Consider the following 15760-nt stretch of genomic DNA (forward strand, 5'->3'; position numbering starts at 1 on the left):
TATGTTAGTTAAAAAATACGAAAAAGAAGATGCTATTAGCTGGAATGAGTTTGTAAAAAAGGCCAGAAATAGCACTTTTATGCTTCATAGAGACTATATTGAGTATCATTCGAATCGATTTGAAGATTACTCACTAATGATTTTCGACGACAAAGATAACCTAGTTGGATTGTTACCCGCTAATAGGTCAGTAGATAACCTCGTAATTAGTCATCAAGGTTTAACATATGGGGGACTAGTACTCAATGTAGGGACGACTCTTAAACAAGCAGCAAAAATTCTGTGCGAATTGCTAAGATTCTTACACATAAATGAAATAGAATTGCTGACCCTGAAGGTTTTACCATCCTTTTATTCAGCGTATTCCAACGACGATCTTCTATATCTGATATTTCTTCTTCAAGGAATGAGGTATAGATTAGACACAGCGATTGCTGTGGATACGAGTTTGGAGCTCCCTTGTCAGGAAAGAAGAATTAGGGCGATTAAAAAGGCAAGAAAGCTGGGTGTAGAGATAGTCGAGGAGGAATCGTTTGCAGGCTTTTGGAATGACATTCTGATACCTAACCTGAGAAGCCGTTTTGGAGTGACACCTGTTCACTCTCTACGAGAAATTGAGTATTTAGCGAGCCGATTCCCAGCGAATATAAGGCAGTTTAGTGCCTATTTAGATGGAAGGATTTGTGCGGGTACAACAATTTATGATACTGGAAGGGTTGCACATGCCCAGTACATCTCGGCTGATAGTAGAGGTAAAGATTCAGGAGCCATTGATTTACTATTTCAGTCATTAATATTTGACAAATTCTCGTCTCATACAGTATTTGATTTTGGAATTTGTAACGAGGAGGAGGGTAAAAAGATTAATACAGGCTTGTTAGAATGGAAGGAAGGCTTTGGAGGAAGAACGTACTTACATGAGTTTTATAAAATCGAAACAAAGAGTTACTCAGTTTTAGAGGAGAAATTCAATGGAAATTAAGTTTTTGGATTTATTGCAAATAAATCACCAGTACCGGAAAGAACTAAAGGAAGCGTTTGAGCGCGTTTTAGATTCAGGTTGGTTTATTTTAGGAAAAGAGGTTAGAGAGTTTGAGAAACAATTTGCGAGATATTGTGGAAGCCGACATTGCGTTGGTGTTGCTAATGGATTAGACGCGCTCATCTTAATTATTAGGGCATATAAAGAATTAGGTGTGTTTAAAGACGGGGATGAAATAATCGTGCCTTCCAATACATTCATCGCAACTATTTTAGCAATTTCAGCCAACAATCTCCAACCTGTCTTCGTTGAACCTGAAATCAATTCGTTCAACATCGATCCCAGCAAGATTGAACAAAAGATTTCTAGGAAAACCAAAGCAATCTTAGCCGTGCATTTATACGGTCAACTCGCCCCAATGCCCGAGCTGGTAGCAATTGGACGAAAATATAATCTTAAAGTGATTGAAGACGCAGCCCAGGCTCATGGGGCGGAGTTGAATGGTAGGAAGGCGGGAAATTGGGGTGATGCAGCCGGCTTCAGTTTTTATCCAGGAAAAAACCTTGGCGCGTTAGGTGATGCAGGAGGAGTTACAACGAGCTCAGAGGAGCTTGCAGAAATTATTAGGAGCCTAGGAAACTATGGATCATTTCATAAGTACGAGAATTTGTACAAGGGCGTTAATAGCAGACTGGATGAGGTGCAGGCTGCTATATTAAACGTAAAACTAGCGTATTTAGATCGGGAAATTGAGGCACGAAGAGCTATTGCTAGTAGGTATCTCACTGAAATTAGGAATAAAAATATTGCATTGCCCGAGGTGAAGGTTCGTGAAGCACATGTCTGGCACCTTTTCGTAGTGCGCGTTAAGAATAGAGGCTCTTTTCAAGCCTATCTGGAGAACAAGGGAATTCAAACGGTAAACCACTACCCTATCCCCCCCCATCATCAACAAGCATATAAGGAGTTGAGCAATCAAAGCTTCCCTATTTCAGAGTTGTTGCATAAGGAGGTGGTCAGTTTACCGATATATCCTACGCTAAAAGAGACAGAGATTGACTACTTACTAGAGGTGATCAATGCCTTTTGAAATGGTTTCATTTTCAAGGCTCAGAAGATTTGGGAAGAGTGCTTTTTTGAAGACCTCCTTTTATTCAGGGTTAGTCACATTAATAAAAGTTTTAACAGCTCTCGTAACGAGCAAGGTGATAGCCGTCCATCTTGGGCCCAGTGGACTCGGAATGCTTGGGCAACTAAGCAATTTTATCGCGGTTATTCTTCCCGTCTGTTGTCTAGGCTTTAACAGTGGCATAGTCAAATTTGTCGCGGAACTGCGTTATGAGAATAATTACGCGCTGCAAAACTTGTTATCAAATGCTTTTAAGTTGACCGTTCTTGCCAGCGTATTAATTGGAATTCTGGTAGTTTTTTTTTCAACTAGACTAAGTAGACTGCTTCTTGGTAATAGTAATTATTTCTATATTTTCGTGGTTGGAGGAACGACATTCCTACTCTACGCGGTCAATAACTTCTACCTCTCAGTTTTAAACGGATTAAAAGAGTTTAAAACTTATAATGCTATCAGTATGGCCGCAACTATGATAGGATTTGTACTTACTGTCGTCTTGTCTCTGATTTATTCTGTAGAAGGTGCATTGTGTGCTTTGCTACTGGCCCCTTCACTTACATTCTTTTTAACTCATTATCAGGTTAACCGTTTGCCACTATTGAAAAGTACTTCTATCCGAAAAATATTTAAGGTTGACTGGGCAAGTATTAAGCCGCTTTACAATTTCACGTTCATGGCCTTAGTATCGGCAGGGTGCCTTCCTGTAGCTCAAATTTTCATCAGATATTTGTTAAGCCAAGAGGTTTCTTTTGCCGCCGCCGGTATTTGGGAGGGGATAAACAGAATTTCTAATAATTATCTATTAGTGGTTACCACGGCCCTGAGCACGTATTACTTACCCAGACTGTCAGAACTAAGCAGCGAAAGTGAGCTGAAATCTGAAATACGCATGGTCTATAAAATTACAATTCCGGTTTTATTTTTGATTTCGGGCATTATCTACCTAGCGAGAGATCTCATTGTTAATCTGCTGTTTTCTACGGACTTTATGCCAATGACCGACCTCTTTTTCTTTCAGTTACTTGGAGATTTACTCAAAGTAGCCTCCTGGATTTTAGCATTTCAAATGGTCGCCCGTGTGCAGACGAGGCTATATGTCGTTAGCGAATTAATCTTTTCATTAAGTCTAGTAGGCTTAAGCGCCATCTTTATTAATTGGTACGGTTTGAACGGCGCCGTCATTGCTTTCTGTGCTAATTATTTCCTTTATTTTCTGTTGATGGTATATGTTTTTCGGAGGAGCTTATTTTGAAGATAACCAGCGCTTTTTTAACACGAGAATATAATAGCTTTAAGGAAAGAGCTCTTACGCTAGCAGAAAAGTCAGATTTTGATAAGTCTTTCAAGCTTTTGAGATATTGCTTAACGATCGCATATGAATATCCTTTCCTTCCTAAGTTCTATGATGAGGAGATTGAAGCCGCTTTAACGAAAGTAGCTATGCAAATCGACAAGGGTAGTACGGCTACTAATCCTCCACGTTCCAATCGGGTTGTCTTTTGGGATTCGCATTTTCTAGACAATAGTGGTTTAACTTTGCAGTATGTGAGGGCTTTGTTGAAAAACGGCTTTGAAGTTTTATTCATTATAACAAGTGAAAAAATGATAATGAGAGGACTGAATCTGTACGAGGAGTTAAGCAGCAACAGTAATGTGACCATTTGTGTTTTGCCCGACTCTATTGACTCAACAGAGAGAATCAGGTTTGCGCTTTATAAGATACGCGAATTCGGTCCTTCAAAAGGATTTTTACATTTTACTCCTTGGGAGATTGAAGGGTTTTGTGTGTTTTCTACCCTGGATGAAGTAACGCGCTACTTCATTAATCTTACGGATCATGCTTTTTGGCTGGGCAGGAAGTGTTCGGATTATTTTTTTGAGTTCCGGAACTATGGTTTTTATATTTCGAAAGTTCTCCGGGATATACCCGAGGAGAAATTAATACTTCTGCCTTTCTATCCAGTTTTCACAAAGTCAAACTCAAGCTTTCAAGGTTTTCCTTTTGAGACTGCCGATAAAATTATCGGGTTTGGAGGAGGATCATTGTACAAAATTTATGGAGACCCAGATAATACTTATCTGAACGCAATTAAGCATGTTTTGGAAAGAAATAAAGATTTCGTTTTCCTATTTGTAGCCGGCGGTGATGAGCGTTATTTGTTGAAATTTATTAAGGAGAATGGTCTGCAGAAACAATTTTTTTATTTGCGGAGACGAAAAGATATATCCGCTATTTTTGATAACGTTCATTTTTACGTAGACACGTATCCGATGTTAGGAGGACTGATGGTTCATTATGCAGTGTCGAAAGGGGTCCCGTTAGTAGGTCTGATGAAGCCGACACTTACCTGGAACTCGCTAAGTAGCTTTTTGAATACAAACATAGTTCAATCAAAGGCCTCTTCACAGGAATTCGAAGCTGGCATTGAAGAACTGGTCCACCTTTCAAGGCAGAAGGGGATGAACAATAGGATTGAGGCGTATAAAAATTTGATCGATACGGAGCAAAGTTTTAATCTAAGATTTCAGTTGATACTGAACGAAGATATGAAAAACAACCATCACGAAATAATGGGTGAATTTATGGATAAAGACGAGTTTTTATCTTACTATCTTACCCTAGAGAATGACTACATGAAAAAGTTTTACTCTTCAAAGCTATCGTTGCTGGGCCAGGATGCTTTGTTGGGATCCTTGGAAGATGGCTTACGTACGGTTGCTGGCGTGGTTGTAAACTATTTATATAAAAAAGCGCAATTCCTATGAAAAGGTCGCTAATGAGGCTACTAACTAGCCTCGTATCCCGAGTAGTTGGAGTTAGAGCCTTTCATGCCTGGTCCTTTTTACTCAGTGAAATCTATACTCAGGCAGTTATCGGTAAGATAGCACGAGCTGGAGATAATATAAAGTTTAAATATCCTTCGCAAGTTAAAGGTTTAGGATTTATTGAAATAGGCGATAATTTCTCGGCATTAGAACGCCTGCGGTTAGATGCCGTAAGTAGCTACAATGAGAGTTCGTATTACCCTCGTATTATCATAGGTAACAATGTTTCTTTCAATCAAGATTGTCATGTCGCCTGCATCAGTCGAATCGTCATTGGTGACAATGTTCTCGTAGGCAGCAAAGTCTTCATCTCTGATCATTACCATGGAGACCCCAAAGAGTTTAGTTTAGTGCCTCCTGCGCTGAGAAAGCTGTATTCAAAAGGTGACATTGAGATAGGATGTAATGTATGGATAGGTGAGGGAGTAGCTATTTTATCAGGAGTTAAGATCGGCGAAAACGTAATAATTGGGGCTAATTCAGTTGTAACAAGAGATCTTCCTTCCAATTGTGTAGTGGCCGGGGCTCCAGCGAAGATTTTATATACCTTAGCAGAAGAATGAAAAAGGTTATTTTTACAATAGTAGCGAAGAACTATTTGGGACTAGCCAAGGTTCTTGCTGACTCGGTTCGTGCTCATAATGAAAAGGTAGCCTTTTATGCATTTGTCGTGGACGGAATTGGGAACATAAATGAAGACGAGCTTAGCTTCCCTATTATTCAAGTAAAAGGCAATTTGATTAAGGAGGAGTCTTCCTTTTTGGAAATGGCATTCAAATATAACGTTACCGAATTTTGTACGTCTGTAAAGTCTTTCGCGTTTACTTATTTATTTGAATCTGGTTTTACTCATGCAATTTACTTCGACCCCGACGTCCTTGTCACCCATAGTCTAGATACAGTTTGGGATAGATTAGAGTCAGAATTTATAGTACTTACCCCGCATGTTTGCACTATCCAAGAAAATTTTACGGGCATCATCCCGGATACTGCGTTTTTAAACTTCGGCGTCTATAACCTCGGGTTTATTGCTCTAAAGAAAACTTCTGAATCTATCACCTTTCTGGCTTGGTGGGGGACTAGATTAAAAACGTACGCCTTTAACCAGACAGCTGCAGGCCTCTTTACAGACCAAATATGGTTAAACTTTATCCACTGCTTTTTCAAAGAAGGGATAGGCGTCTCTCATGATCTAGGATTAAATTTAGGTCCTTGGAACCTACACGAGCGAAAGGTAGTTTTTCGTGATAGCAAATTTTTTGTCAATAATCGTATTACCGATGGCGACGAGTATCCTTTAGTTTTTACCCACTTTTCTGGTTTTGACTATCTTAATCTCGGCCTAGCTAAAAATTCTTTTAAAGGAATTGAAATCGATGGTTACCCTGATATCGAACCTTTAGTGAATTTATACGCTGAGCGACTGCAAGCCAATCATTTTTCTGATTTTTTCAAATTGGGCTACCAGTATTCCTGTTTCGATAACGGTATCCCTATTAATGCACTGTACCGACGCCTTTATAAAGAAGCTCTCGCTACCCCACACTTAACGCTGCACGAATCTCCTTTTGCCTGCGGGAAGAGGTCCTTCTACGCTCTTTTATGCAAAAGCGGGCTTATAGTAAGGAATCGGGCTTTAGATGCTATCAATAGGGGCAACGAGAAAAGAATAGGGTCTAAGATAGTATTAATAGAAAAAGTTCTTGTCGTCCTAAAAGCTTTGCTAGGTGCCCAACGTTTTATACTATTATTCAGATATTTGGTAAATAATCTAAAATATGAAACTTTGATTTTCATGCTTAAGAAATGATTGAGAAAGTAAAAATATCTGTTGTAACTATCTCTTTCAATCAGTCATCTTTTTTGGAAGAAACGATTTTGTCGGTGATTAATCAGGATTACGAAAATTTCGAGTACATCATTATTGATGGAGCTTCAAAAGACGGTTCGGTAGATATTATAAAGAAGTATAGCTCTAAGTTGAAATTTTGGACATCAGAACCAGACGATGGAGCGGCACATGCGTTGAATAAAGGATTTAAACACGCGAGCGGCGACTTTTTAGTTTATATTAATTCTGATGATATTCTTCTTCCCGAGGCATTTAGCAAATTTGTTAATTTCTATAATGCAAATTCCAACTATGATGTCTATTACGGAAACGCAGTGATTATCAATGAAGGCACTAAGCTTATAGGAAAGATTTTCAGTGATAAATGGAATACAGAATTATATGCCTTAAATGGAATAAGTATCGTCCAGCCTTCTACTTTTATCCGGAAATCTCTTTTTGACTTGGTGGGGGGCTTTAACACTCGTAATAGATCCTGCTGGGATGGAGAATTATTGGTGGATATTGCGCTCGCAGGTGGAAGAATGACGAGAATGCCATCGACTCTTTCAGGTTTCCGCATCCATTCCAACTCTATTACAGGTTCAGGACGATTAAGTGCATTATTTTTGCAAGATTGTGACCGAATTAATGAAAAAATCAAGTTAAAGATTAAAGTCCGACCCTTCACGGTCCTCGAAATTAGGTGTAGGAAAGTTTTTAGGGACCCTTATGTTGTCGTCAGTAGAGCACTAGCAAAGATTATATATGCAGGTAGATAAAGTGCAGCCTACAAAAAGGCTAAACTTCTGGCTTACGAGTGTCATAATTGTTACGTGCGTTTTTTTTACGCTAGCGAGTCTCCCTTTAGGTGTCATAGACTTTTATTATTATTATCTAATTATTTTAGTTTTTTTGCCTTTTTTTACTTTCTACCGCCCCTCTGTCAACAAGCGCTTTTTAATAGTCGTCACCTTGTTAATTTTACACGGGATTCTACACGTTTTTTTAAAAAATAATACTTTGGGCGGATTCCTGAAAAACTTTCTAGGTGTAACTGTTGCATATTTTTTTTACTATCAGTTCTTGGGATTGATTAACTTCAATTATCGAAAGTTTTTTAAAATCTACACACAATTCTGCTTTTGGGTCGCCCTACTAGGTTTGATTCAATATATTTCCTTTAAAATAGGTTTTCGTTACGGATACGATTACTCTTGGATGGGGTTGCGTGTTATTTCTGATGCAGATAACGGCTATTTGATACATTCTATCTTTTCAGAGCCTGCTCATTTCGGCATAGTATTAAGTCCTGCCCTTTTTATTTCTATTTATAATATTTTTGAATCGAAGGATCTTTTTATAACCCGACTAAAAAGTCTTGCTATTATTCTGGCTATTATATTAACCTCTTCTTCCACTGCCTACGCCGCAATTCTTTTCTCTTTAATCTTTTATCTCGTTAATAATTACAAGAAGAAGAAGAGTTTTTTGCTAATCTTGGTGGCTATTCCCCTCTTTTTGGTACTATACTTTACGATACACAAGTTCCAAACCCGGGTTAATTCCCTTATTACGTTCAACACAGAGGGGCAAAATGTATTTGAAAACACAACATCGGGAGAGGTAGATGGTTCCACGTTAATATTATTAAATGGCTTTTATGTTGCATCACAAAACACTCGGGCACACCCCCTGTTCGGTACAGGCATAGGATCTTATTCTACTGCATTTGAAAAGTTTTCCCTGTTGAAAGGAACTTGGATGGAAAACCTCAACAAGGAAGATGGTAACTCCTTGTTCAACCGGCTACTTACCGAATTTGGGATAGTAGGCTTGCTTTTACTGGTATATTTCCTTAAATCCCATTATGTTAGTAAAAAGTTTGATAAAAGCCCTGACGAAGATGACTGGGTATTGAGCAGTGCAGTCTTGGTTTTAGTGTTAAGCTTCTTGCTAAGACAGGGCCATTATTTCATCAACGGATTCCCATTGTTTATATGGTCGTTTTATTTCATAAAAAAAATCAATTCGAATGAAAGAAACCGTTAAAATACTCTATCTATATTCGGAACTGGGACATTATCAAATACCCATATTCCAGACTCTAGTTAAAGAGTATTCAGCCCAAATTTCTGTCGTCCACTGGGATAGCGAACTTATAAGATATAGTCCGGCCGCGGTAGAGGGAGTGAAATATTACAAACGAAGCGCTTTTAATAGAAGCGACCTCTTTTCCTTTGTAGCAGATTTCCAGCCGAGCCTTGTTTACACTTCCGGCTGGATGGACAGGGATTATCTTGCCGTGTGTAGGTGGTTAAAAAAAAACAATACCAATTGTAAAATAGTCGCAGGATGTGACACCCCGTGGCGGGGAAGTTTCAGACAGAATATTGCCAGGCTTATCTCCCGGTTTTACCTCCGTCGCTGTTTTACTCATATATGGGTGGCGGGGCCATTGCAGTTTGAATATGCTAAACGACTAGGTTTTGGAAATAGCCAAATTATTTTTGATTGTTTAACCGCAAATACAAATTTATTTTTGAACGAGCACCGAAAAAAAAACGGATTATTGAATTTGGACGGTAAAAAGTTTCTGTACGTCGGAAGATTTTCTGAAGAAAAAGGCGTTCAGATTTTGCTCGAGGCGTTCTCTAAATTAGAGAGAGAACTAAAGCATGATTGGAAACTGGTGTTAGTTGGGCAGCAAGAACATGATAAAATTAAGGTAGTTGCAAGTGAAAAAATAATTGTTAAACCCTTCCTTCCCGCTGAGCAAATTATAGAAATAGCTAACGGTTGCTCGGTATTTATACTGCCTAGTATATCAGAATCTTGGGGGCTTGTTTTACATGAGTTTGCAGCCCTAGGGCTTCCGCTATTGACGTCTGATATTTGTGGGGCGAACTTTACTTTTTTAATACCGGGATATAATGGGTTAAAATTCAAAAATGGCGATATGGAGGACCTTGCAGATAAGCTAAAAAAATTTGTTGAGTTAAGCGACTTAGAACTGAATAGGATGGGTCAAAATAGTGAAAAAATTAGCAGACGTATTAGTGTTGATACTACGGTTGGAAACCTAGTATCCGTGTTGGTTAACTAGCGTGGCACGAATCCTTTTTTAAAAATTTTGTTAATGAGAATATTAGATTTGATTAAAGTTTTGCGGACTATCAATTCACATCCAATGAATAGAAAAGCGCCCGCAGTTGCAACTTTTCGTTTTCTTAAATGGCAGCTTAGCTGTATGCTCAATCCTTACCCAGTAATTTATCCTTTTACGGATAAGGCCAAGTTAGTGTTAAAAAAGGGGATGGCTGGAGCAACGGGAAATCTGTACTGCGGGTTAGATGAGTATCATGACATGGCCTTTCTATTACATTTTCTCAGACAGGGAGATCTATTTGTTGACGTTGGAGCGAATATTGGAAGCTATACGGTTCTGGCAGGGGCTCATGTGGGGGCAAGAGTTGTCGCAATTGAGCCGATTTCGGCAACCTTTGAGCAGTTGATGCAAAATATTAGATTAAATAATGTTCAGGATTCAACCACTGCCTTAAATATTGGAATAGGGGGAGAGCCGGGTACTTTGACATTTACCAATAATATGGATACCGTAAACCATGTTACAGTTGATGAGGGGGAAGGTACAATATCTATACCGGTGGACAAGTTGGATAACGTACTTGCCGAGCTCGACCCTTCATTATTGAAAATCGACGTCGAAGGATTTGAAAACGAAGTGATTCGAGGCGGGGGGGGGATCTTATCGAAGGATTCTTTGAAAGCAATTATAATCGAACTAAACGGTCTTTCTAATCGATATGGGCACAACCAATTTGAGGTACATAAGGAACTAGTGGAAAAAGGATACGAGCCGTTTAGTTACGATCCTATCACCCGACTCCTTCGCCCGACCAAGGAAGGTAGACAAAATACACTCTATGTCAAGGACCTCAATTATGTTCAACAAAGGCTTATTACGGCAGAAAAAGTAAAGGTTTTCAATCAGTTAATCTGATTTAATTGTCATTAATTTGCAGCAACTAAAATTGAAAAAATACCTTATTATTAATCCTTGGACGGGTAAAATTGGCCCTAATACGTTTTTAAATGGGCTAGTAATGGAATTAATGGAGTCTGGAAGGAAGATAACTTTGATATATCCGTTTAGAGACTCCCTTTCGAAGAAATTCGAGGACCTTGGATGCGAAGTTTGGTACTTTAAACATATTGAGTTAAAGCACATCAATAACCTTGCTAAAAAAATTTCCACCCGTGTTTCAAATGAGCTTTTGCTCCTGTTTTTTTTGCTTCGAAAAAGAATTAATAGCGAAAAAGTAGATTATGCGATAATCAATTCCGAACTATTATCGTTTGCAACTCAGGCAATACCTTCAGATATTCCGGTGTATACAATGGTCCATTCCCTATCATTCAAGGGAACCGCAATTAGTACCAGAATAACTTTTTTTCTTCAGGAGCTGCGAAAACATAAGTATATCGCGGTGTCGGACGCCGTAAGAGAAAGCTTGCGAGATGCTGGAGTAAGAGGGGAAGTTATCATGAACTATAATGGGGTAGATACAAACGAGTTTATTTCTGGCTATGATGTAAGCGTGCCTAACAAAACTTCAAGGCGGATTTTAAGCGTTCTGCATCCCGTGCCACATAAAGGCGCACACTATCTAATACAAGCTCTTCATCATTTACTAGAGCATAAAGTAAAATTTTTTTGTACAGTAGCAGGTTGGAATAATAAATCTGCAGATTTTAGCTATAAAAAGCAAATTGAAAATAAAATAAAGTCTTTTGGCCTTCAAGAATATATTTTTTTTGCTGACAGCCAAACAGATATTAGAACTCTCTATCAGGAGGCGGACGTCTTATTGCACCCTTCCGAAAGCGAATCATTTGGCTATGCCTTAGCAGAGGCAATGTGCTACAGCTTGCCAGTGGTGGCATTTAAAGCCGGGGGAATAAGCGAAGTTGTTGAGGACGGTGTCACAGGGTTGCTCGTTGATCCCTATGACAGTGTGGCAATGGCGGCGAGCGTACGGCGGTTATTGGAGTTTCCTGAATTACGGGTATCCTTGGGTAAAAAGGGCAGGGAAGTAGCTTGCAAGAAGTTTGATCAAAAGACGAACGTTGCCGCTCTTCTAAGGAAAATTGAAAAGGACTAAGGGTATTATGCGCGTCTCTTTAATAACATGTACCTACAATTCGGAAGCCAACCTGGAGCATTGTATCACCTCAGTGGTAGGTCAGGATTATCCTGATATCGAATATATAGTAATTGATGGCGGATCGAGGGATTCGACGAACAATATCATTGAGCGCTATAAGGGATTTATTAACACCTATATATCTGAAGAAGATCGGGGTATCTATGATGCGTTGAACAAGGGAATTGAGATAGCAACCGGGGAGATCGTCGGTCTGCTTCATTCGGATGACTTTTTCGCTGATCCCCAGGTTGTTACCAGGGTTGTGCAGGCACTTACGGAATCGGGGACTGAAGCAGTTATATCGAATATTGACTTCATAAGCTCCACAAATATTAATAAAGTAGTCAGGTTTTACTCATCCCGGTTCTTCAGGCCTTTTTTGTTTCGTTTCGGATTTCAGCCTGCACACCCCACCTTTTATACCTACAGGCGGAATTATTTAAAATTCGGCTTATACAATTCGACGATGAAGATTGCGGGAGATTTCGATTTGCTACTCCGGTTCCTATATATCCACAGCTTGCCATTTAAATACATTCCCGATGTCTGGGTAAAGATGAGGTTGGGAGGCAAGAGTACTAAGAGTTTAAAAAATAAGCTTGTTATGAATAGGGAAATTCTATCGTCCCTACGCAGCAATGGAATTTACTCAAATTCATTATTGATAAGCTTAAGATATCTGTTCAAAGTATTCAGCCTTTTTTTTCGATTTAGGTGAAAATAGGGCAGATGTAGCGAATGCACTTTCCGGTGCGTATTGACTTTAGAAATTGTTTTCACTTAAATATTTATACCTTTGTTCCAATTTCACCTAGCTGAGAGAATATGGTAGCCTATATCTTAACTTTTTGTGTAAGTTTAGTGGTTGTTGCTTTTAGCATCCCCACTATCATAACGATCTCCCTCCGTAAAAGATTATTCGATGCCCCTAATGAAACCAGAAAAATTCATAAGAAGATTATTCCGAACCTTGGCGGCCTAGCAATCTTCTCGGGGTTTTTATTCTCTTTGGCTCTCTGCTGCAAAACATCAGATTTTCCTATTGGTAACCAACTTCTTGCGAGTGGAGTCATTCTCTTTATCATAGGTCTTAAAGATGATATCATTGGAGTTGATCCTTTGAAAAAATTCGTTGCTCAATTTGCAGCGGCCTTTATCATAACTATCCTTGGCGATATAAGGATAATGGACCTCCAGGGTATACTGGGAGTGCATACGTTAGCCTACCCTTTTAGTATTGGCCTTTCGGTTTTTACTATCGTTGGTATCGTCAATGCATTTAATCTTATCGACGGAATAGACGGTTTGGCGGGATCTCTAGGGCTCATCATGTCTATCGCGTTTTTTTGGCTGTTTTATTCGGCAGGCGAAACTGGCTGGGCCTTGCTATCCTTGTCCCTTGCGGGCGCGCTGATCGGCTTCTTAATTCATAATGTATCACCTGCGCGGATTTTCATGGGCGACTCTGGTTCTCTGATGATCGGCTTTATTTCGGCTGTTTGCGGAATTCATCTGATCAATATTAGCACTGACCGTTTAATCGACGCGGGGGTTATCATCAGCTCTGCTCCTGCATTGGTTGTTGCTATCCTGATCATTCCCATGTTTGATACGCTGCGGGTCTTTACTATCCGGATTGTAAGTAATGAATCGCCGTTTAAAGCAGATAGCAATCATCTCCACCATCGTTTGCTTTCTGTTGGCCTAAACCATACGAAAGCTTCTGCAGTACTCGCCGGAATAACGCTGGCATGTATTGCGCTAACCCTGTATTTTCAAGACATTGGTAATAACCAACTTATTGGAACGATCGCCTTACTGATCATCCTGCTTAACATTGGTTTTACCTTTTATATCTATAGCAGAAAGATCAGATTAGCTTCAAAGACGGAAACCTTTGGACAAGATGCCAACCCTGAACAACCTATTACGGATAAGAGCTTTGTTCAATCGGTGCTGGAGAAAATCAGTGAAAACTAGAGGCTCTACAAAGGAATACTTCTTTCCTCTTGATTTTTCCTTCTACTTTCTAAGTCGAATCCCTTATGTTTGCGGGAAAATTAGGCAAATGAGGTTTTTTCTAATTGTTTCTTTTTTTGTTCTGACCCAAGTTCAAAATCTGGTAGCCCAGTCCCATCCCCAACCTTACTCCTTTCATTTCTATCAAAAGTTGAGCAGGGATGTCTACAATAAGAATACTCGCTTTCATAGCTCCTTAAAGCCCTTTATTGCAAATGATTCGCTGCTCGTTCACAGTGTGGATTCCTTATTATCTGTTGGCGTGGATTCGAGTCGTTCAGACTGGATCAAAAGAAAGCTTTTTAATGAGCATTTGATCGATGTAAGACGGGGGGACTACATGGCCTACGTTGATTTTCTTCCCGACTTCTTGGTTGGAAATGCAGATGGAAGTGGAACCTGGCTCAACACCCGCGGTTTTCAGATAGGGGGGACAATTGGCAAGAACTTCTACTTCTACACCAGCGGTTTTGAGAACCAGGGTCGTTTTGCCGATTATTATACCAACTACATCAATACTACACGTGTCGTTCCCGGGCAGTTCTACGACAGAAACGCCCATATCCCGGGTCCTACCAAAGATTGGTCCTATGTTACAGCACTTATTTCGTACACACCATCCAAATACATTAATATTACGCTAGGCCAGGATAAGAACTTCATTGGCGATGGCTATCGCTCGATGCTGCTGTCTGATTATTCTTCCAATTATCCATTCCTGAAACTAACAGGGAATTTAGGGAGTGTGCAGTATATGGCTATGTGGGCAGCACTGCAGGAGCCCAATGGAACAAAGTTTTCCTACGATTCGGGAAACCGAAGAAAGGGAGGGGTATTTCACTACCTGGATTGGAATGTAAACAACCGGCTATCGCTGGGCTTCTTCGACGCGGTGATCTGGAGTCAATATGATGATGAAGGGAACAAAAGAGGTTTTGACTGGGGCTACGCCAGCCCTATCATCTTTTTGCGTCCCAATGAGGCTACCAGTGGATCTCCCGATAATGCGGCAATGGGATTAACAGGGAAATATGAGATATTTAATAAGATGGCAGTATACGGGCAGTTCTTCCTGGATGAGTTTCAGGCGAAGGAGTTTTTTAGTAAGGCGGGGAGCAACCGCAACAAGTACGGGATACAGTTGGGACTAAGGGGGGCGGACCTGTTGAAGGTAAACAGCCTGAATTATCTCCTCGAGTTTAACACGGCTAAACCCTATACCTACTCTTCCAGAAAATCCGACTTAAACGACCGGGATTTCTCCATGCTCACCTACGGCCACTATAGCGAGCCGCTCGCTCACCCTTATGGTGCCAACTTCCGGGAACTCGTAGGTATTTTATCCTGGTCGAAGCATCAATTGGATCTGCAGGGACAGTTTAATCTCGCTAAGTATGGCCTAGATAGGCTGAATGAAGCAACCAACTACGGAAAGAACATTTATCGCCCTTACAATACGCAATTCTCAAGATCTAATGGAAACTTTCTGGGTCAGGGGAATACTACTGCTTTGGCTTATTTAGAGGGAACTGCTTCCTATCTCCTCAATCCTAAGTACAACCTGCGACTTGAGTTGAAAGGAATTCTTCGGAACGAAAAGCAATCGATAACGAGCAATAGTACTGCTTGGGTAATGTTTGGCTTAAGAAGCTCGTTTAGGAATTTGTATCAGGATTTTTAACGGTCATTACATAGGGTTGAATTCTTAACACGTTAATACTAATTAAACGTATTACTTATTC

Annotated in this window: 14 protein-coding genes; all 14 read left to right on the forward strand. The window is 39.9% G+C overall.

Annotated features, from left to right (window positions below; genetic code table 11):
- Nucleotide 1: 1 nt before the first annotated feature.
- Complete coding sequence (locus tag J4N23_RS08220; protein WP_207426478.1) at nt 2–982, forward strand: GNAT family N-acetyltransferase; 981 nt, start codon at nt 2–4, stop codon at nt 980–982.
- Nucleotides 972–2072, forward strand: coding sequence for a DegT/DnrJ/EryC1/StrS aminotransferase family protein (locus J4N23_RS08225; RefSeq protein WP_207426479.1), 1101 nt, complete (start codon nt 972–974; stop codon nt 2070–2072). Before J4N23_RS08220 ends, J4N23_RS08225 begins: the two co-directional genes overlap by 11 nt.
- Complete coding sequence (locus J4N23_RS08230) at nt 2062–3363, forward strand: O-antigen translocase (RefSeq protein ID WP_207426480.1); 1302 nt, start codon at nt 2062–2064, stop codon at nt 3361–3363. The genes J4N23_RS08225 and J4N23_RS08230 overlap by 11 nt, the downstream gene beginning before the upstream one ends.
- A gap of 98 nt (nt 3364–3461) precedes the next feature.
- Nucleotides 3462–4877 carry a hypothetical protein gene (locus tag J4N23_RS08235; protein ID WP_207426481.1) on the forward strand — a complete coding sequence of 472 codons (1416 nt, stop codon included), beginning with the start codon at nt 3462–3464 and terminating at the stop codon, nt 4875–4877.
- Between the two features lie 11 nt (nt 4878–4888).
- The gene (locus J4N23_RS08240) at nt 4889–5500 is read left to right on the forward strand and encodes an acyltransferase (RefSeq protein ID WP_207426482.1); all 612 of its coding nucleotides are present in this window, start codon (nt 4889–4891) and stop codon (nt 5498–5500) included.
- Nucleotides 5497–6747 carry a hypothetical protein gene (locus J4N23_RS08245; RefSeq protein WP_207426483.1) on the forward strand — a complete coding sequence of 417 codons (1251 nt, stop codon included), beginning with the start codon at nt 5497–5499 and terminating at the stop codon, nt 6745–6747. The genes J4N23_RS08240 and J4N23_RS08245 overlap by 4 nt, the downstream gene beginning before the upstream one ends.
- Nucleotides 6744–7550, forward strand: coding sequence for a glycosyltransferase family 2 protein (locus J4N23_RS08250; RefSeq protein WP_207426484.1), 807 nt, complete (start codon nt 6744–6746; stop codon nt 7548–7550). Before J4N23_RS08245 ends, J4N23_RS08250 begins: the two co-directional genes overlap by 4 nt.
- Nucleotides 7551–7932: 382 nt before the next feature.
- Nucleotides 7933–8820, forward strand: coding sequence for an O-antigen ligase (locus tag J4N23_RS08255; protein WP_207426485.1), 888 nt, complete (start codon nt 7933–7935; stop codon nt 8818–8820).
- Nucleotides 8804–9874, forward strand: a complete 1071-nt coding sequence (locus J4N23_RS08260; RefSeq protein WP_207426486.1) for a glycosyltransferase family 4 protein — start codon at nt 8804–8806, stop codon at nt 9872–9874. Before J4N23_RS08255 ends, J4N23_RS08260 begins: the two co-directional genes overlap by 17 nt.
- Nucleotides 9875–9907: 33 nt before the next feature.
- Nucleotides 9908–10792: an FkbM family methyltransferase gene (locus J4N23_RS08265; protein ID WP_207426487.1), complete on the forward strand. Its 885-nt coding sequence runs from the start codon at nt 9908–9910 to the stop codon at nt 10790–10792.
- 31 nt (nt 10793–10823) lie between these two features.
- Nucleotides 10824–11954, forward strand: coding sequence for a glycosyltransferase family 4 protein (locus J4N23_RS08270; protein ID WP_207426488.1), 1131 nt, complete (start codon nt 10824–10826; stop codon nt 11952–11954).
- Complete coding sequence (locus J4N23_RS08275; RefSeq protein WP_242689163.1) at nt 11941–12717, forward strand: glycosyltransferase family 2 protein; 777 nt, start codon at nt 11941–11943, stop codon at nt 12715–12717. The genes J4N23_RS08270 and J4N23_RS08275 overlap by 14 nt, the downstream gene beginning before the upstream one ends.
- Nucleotides 12718–12824: 107 nt before the next feature.
- Nucleotides 12825–13979, forward strand: coding sequence for an MraY family glycosyltransferase (locus J4N23_RS08280; protein WP_207426489.1), 1155 nt, complete (start codon nt 12825–12827; stop codon nt 13977–13979).
- A gap of 88 nt (nt 13980–14067) precedes the next feature.
- The gene (locus tag J4N23_RS08285) at nt 14068–15699 is read left to right on the forward strand and encodes a gliding motility protein RemB (protein ID WP_207426490.1); all 1632 of its coding nucleotides are present in this window, start codon (nt 14068–14070) and stop codon (nt 15697–15699) included.
- Nucleotides 15700–15760 lie beyond the last annotated feature (61 nt).

This window comes from Pedobacter sp. SYSU D00535, from assembly GCF_017355855.1.
In the GTDB taxonomy this organism is placed as follows: Bacteria; Bacteroidota; Bacteroidia; order Sphingobacteriales; family Sphingobacteriaceae; genus Desertivirga.

Excerpts from the sequence above, each read along its gene's own strand:
- J4N23_RS08220 (WP_207426478.1), top strand. The coding sequence starts at position 2 with ATGTTAGTTAAAAAATACGAAAAAGAAGATGCTATTAGCTGGAATGAG.
- J4N23_RS08225 (WP_207426479.1), top strand. The coding sequence starts at position 972 with ATGGAAATTAAGTTTTTGGATTTATTGCAAATAAATCACCAGTACCGG.
- J4N23_RS08230 (WP_207426480.1), top strand. The coding sequence starts at position 2,062 with ATGCCTTTTGAAATGGTTTCATTTTCAAGGCTCAGAAGATTTGGGAAG.
- J4N23_RS08240 (WP_207426482.1), top strand. The coding sequence starts at position 4,889 with ATGAGGCTACTAACTAGCCTCGTATCCCGAGTAGTTGGAGTTAGAGCC.
- J4N23_RS08245 (WP_207426483.1), top strand. The coding sequence starts at position 5,497 with ATGAAAAAGGTTATTTTTACAATAGTAGCGAAGAACTATTTGGGACTA.
- J4N23_RS08250 (WP_207426484.1), top strand. The coding sequence starts at position 6,744 with ATGATTGAGAAAGTAAAAATATCTGTTGTAACTATCTCTTTCAATCAG.
- J4N23_RS08260 (WP_207426486.1), top strand. The coding sequence starts at position 8,804 with ATGAAAGAAACCGTTAAAATACTCTATCTATATTCGGAACTGGGACAT.
- J4N23_RS08265 (WP_207426487.1), top strand. The coding sequence starts at position 9,908 with ATGAGAATATTAGATTTGATTAAAGTTTTGCGGACTATCAATTCACAT.
- J4N23_RS08280 (WP_207426489.1), top strand. The coding sequence starts at position 12,825 with ATGGTAGCCTATATCTTAACTTTTTGTGTAAGTTTAGTGGTTGTTGCT.
- J4N23_RS08285 (WP_207426490.1), top strand. The coding sequence starts at position 14,068 with ATGAGGTTTTTTCTAATTGTTTCTTTTTTTGTTCTGACCCAAGTTCAA.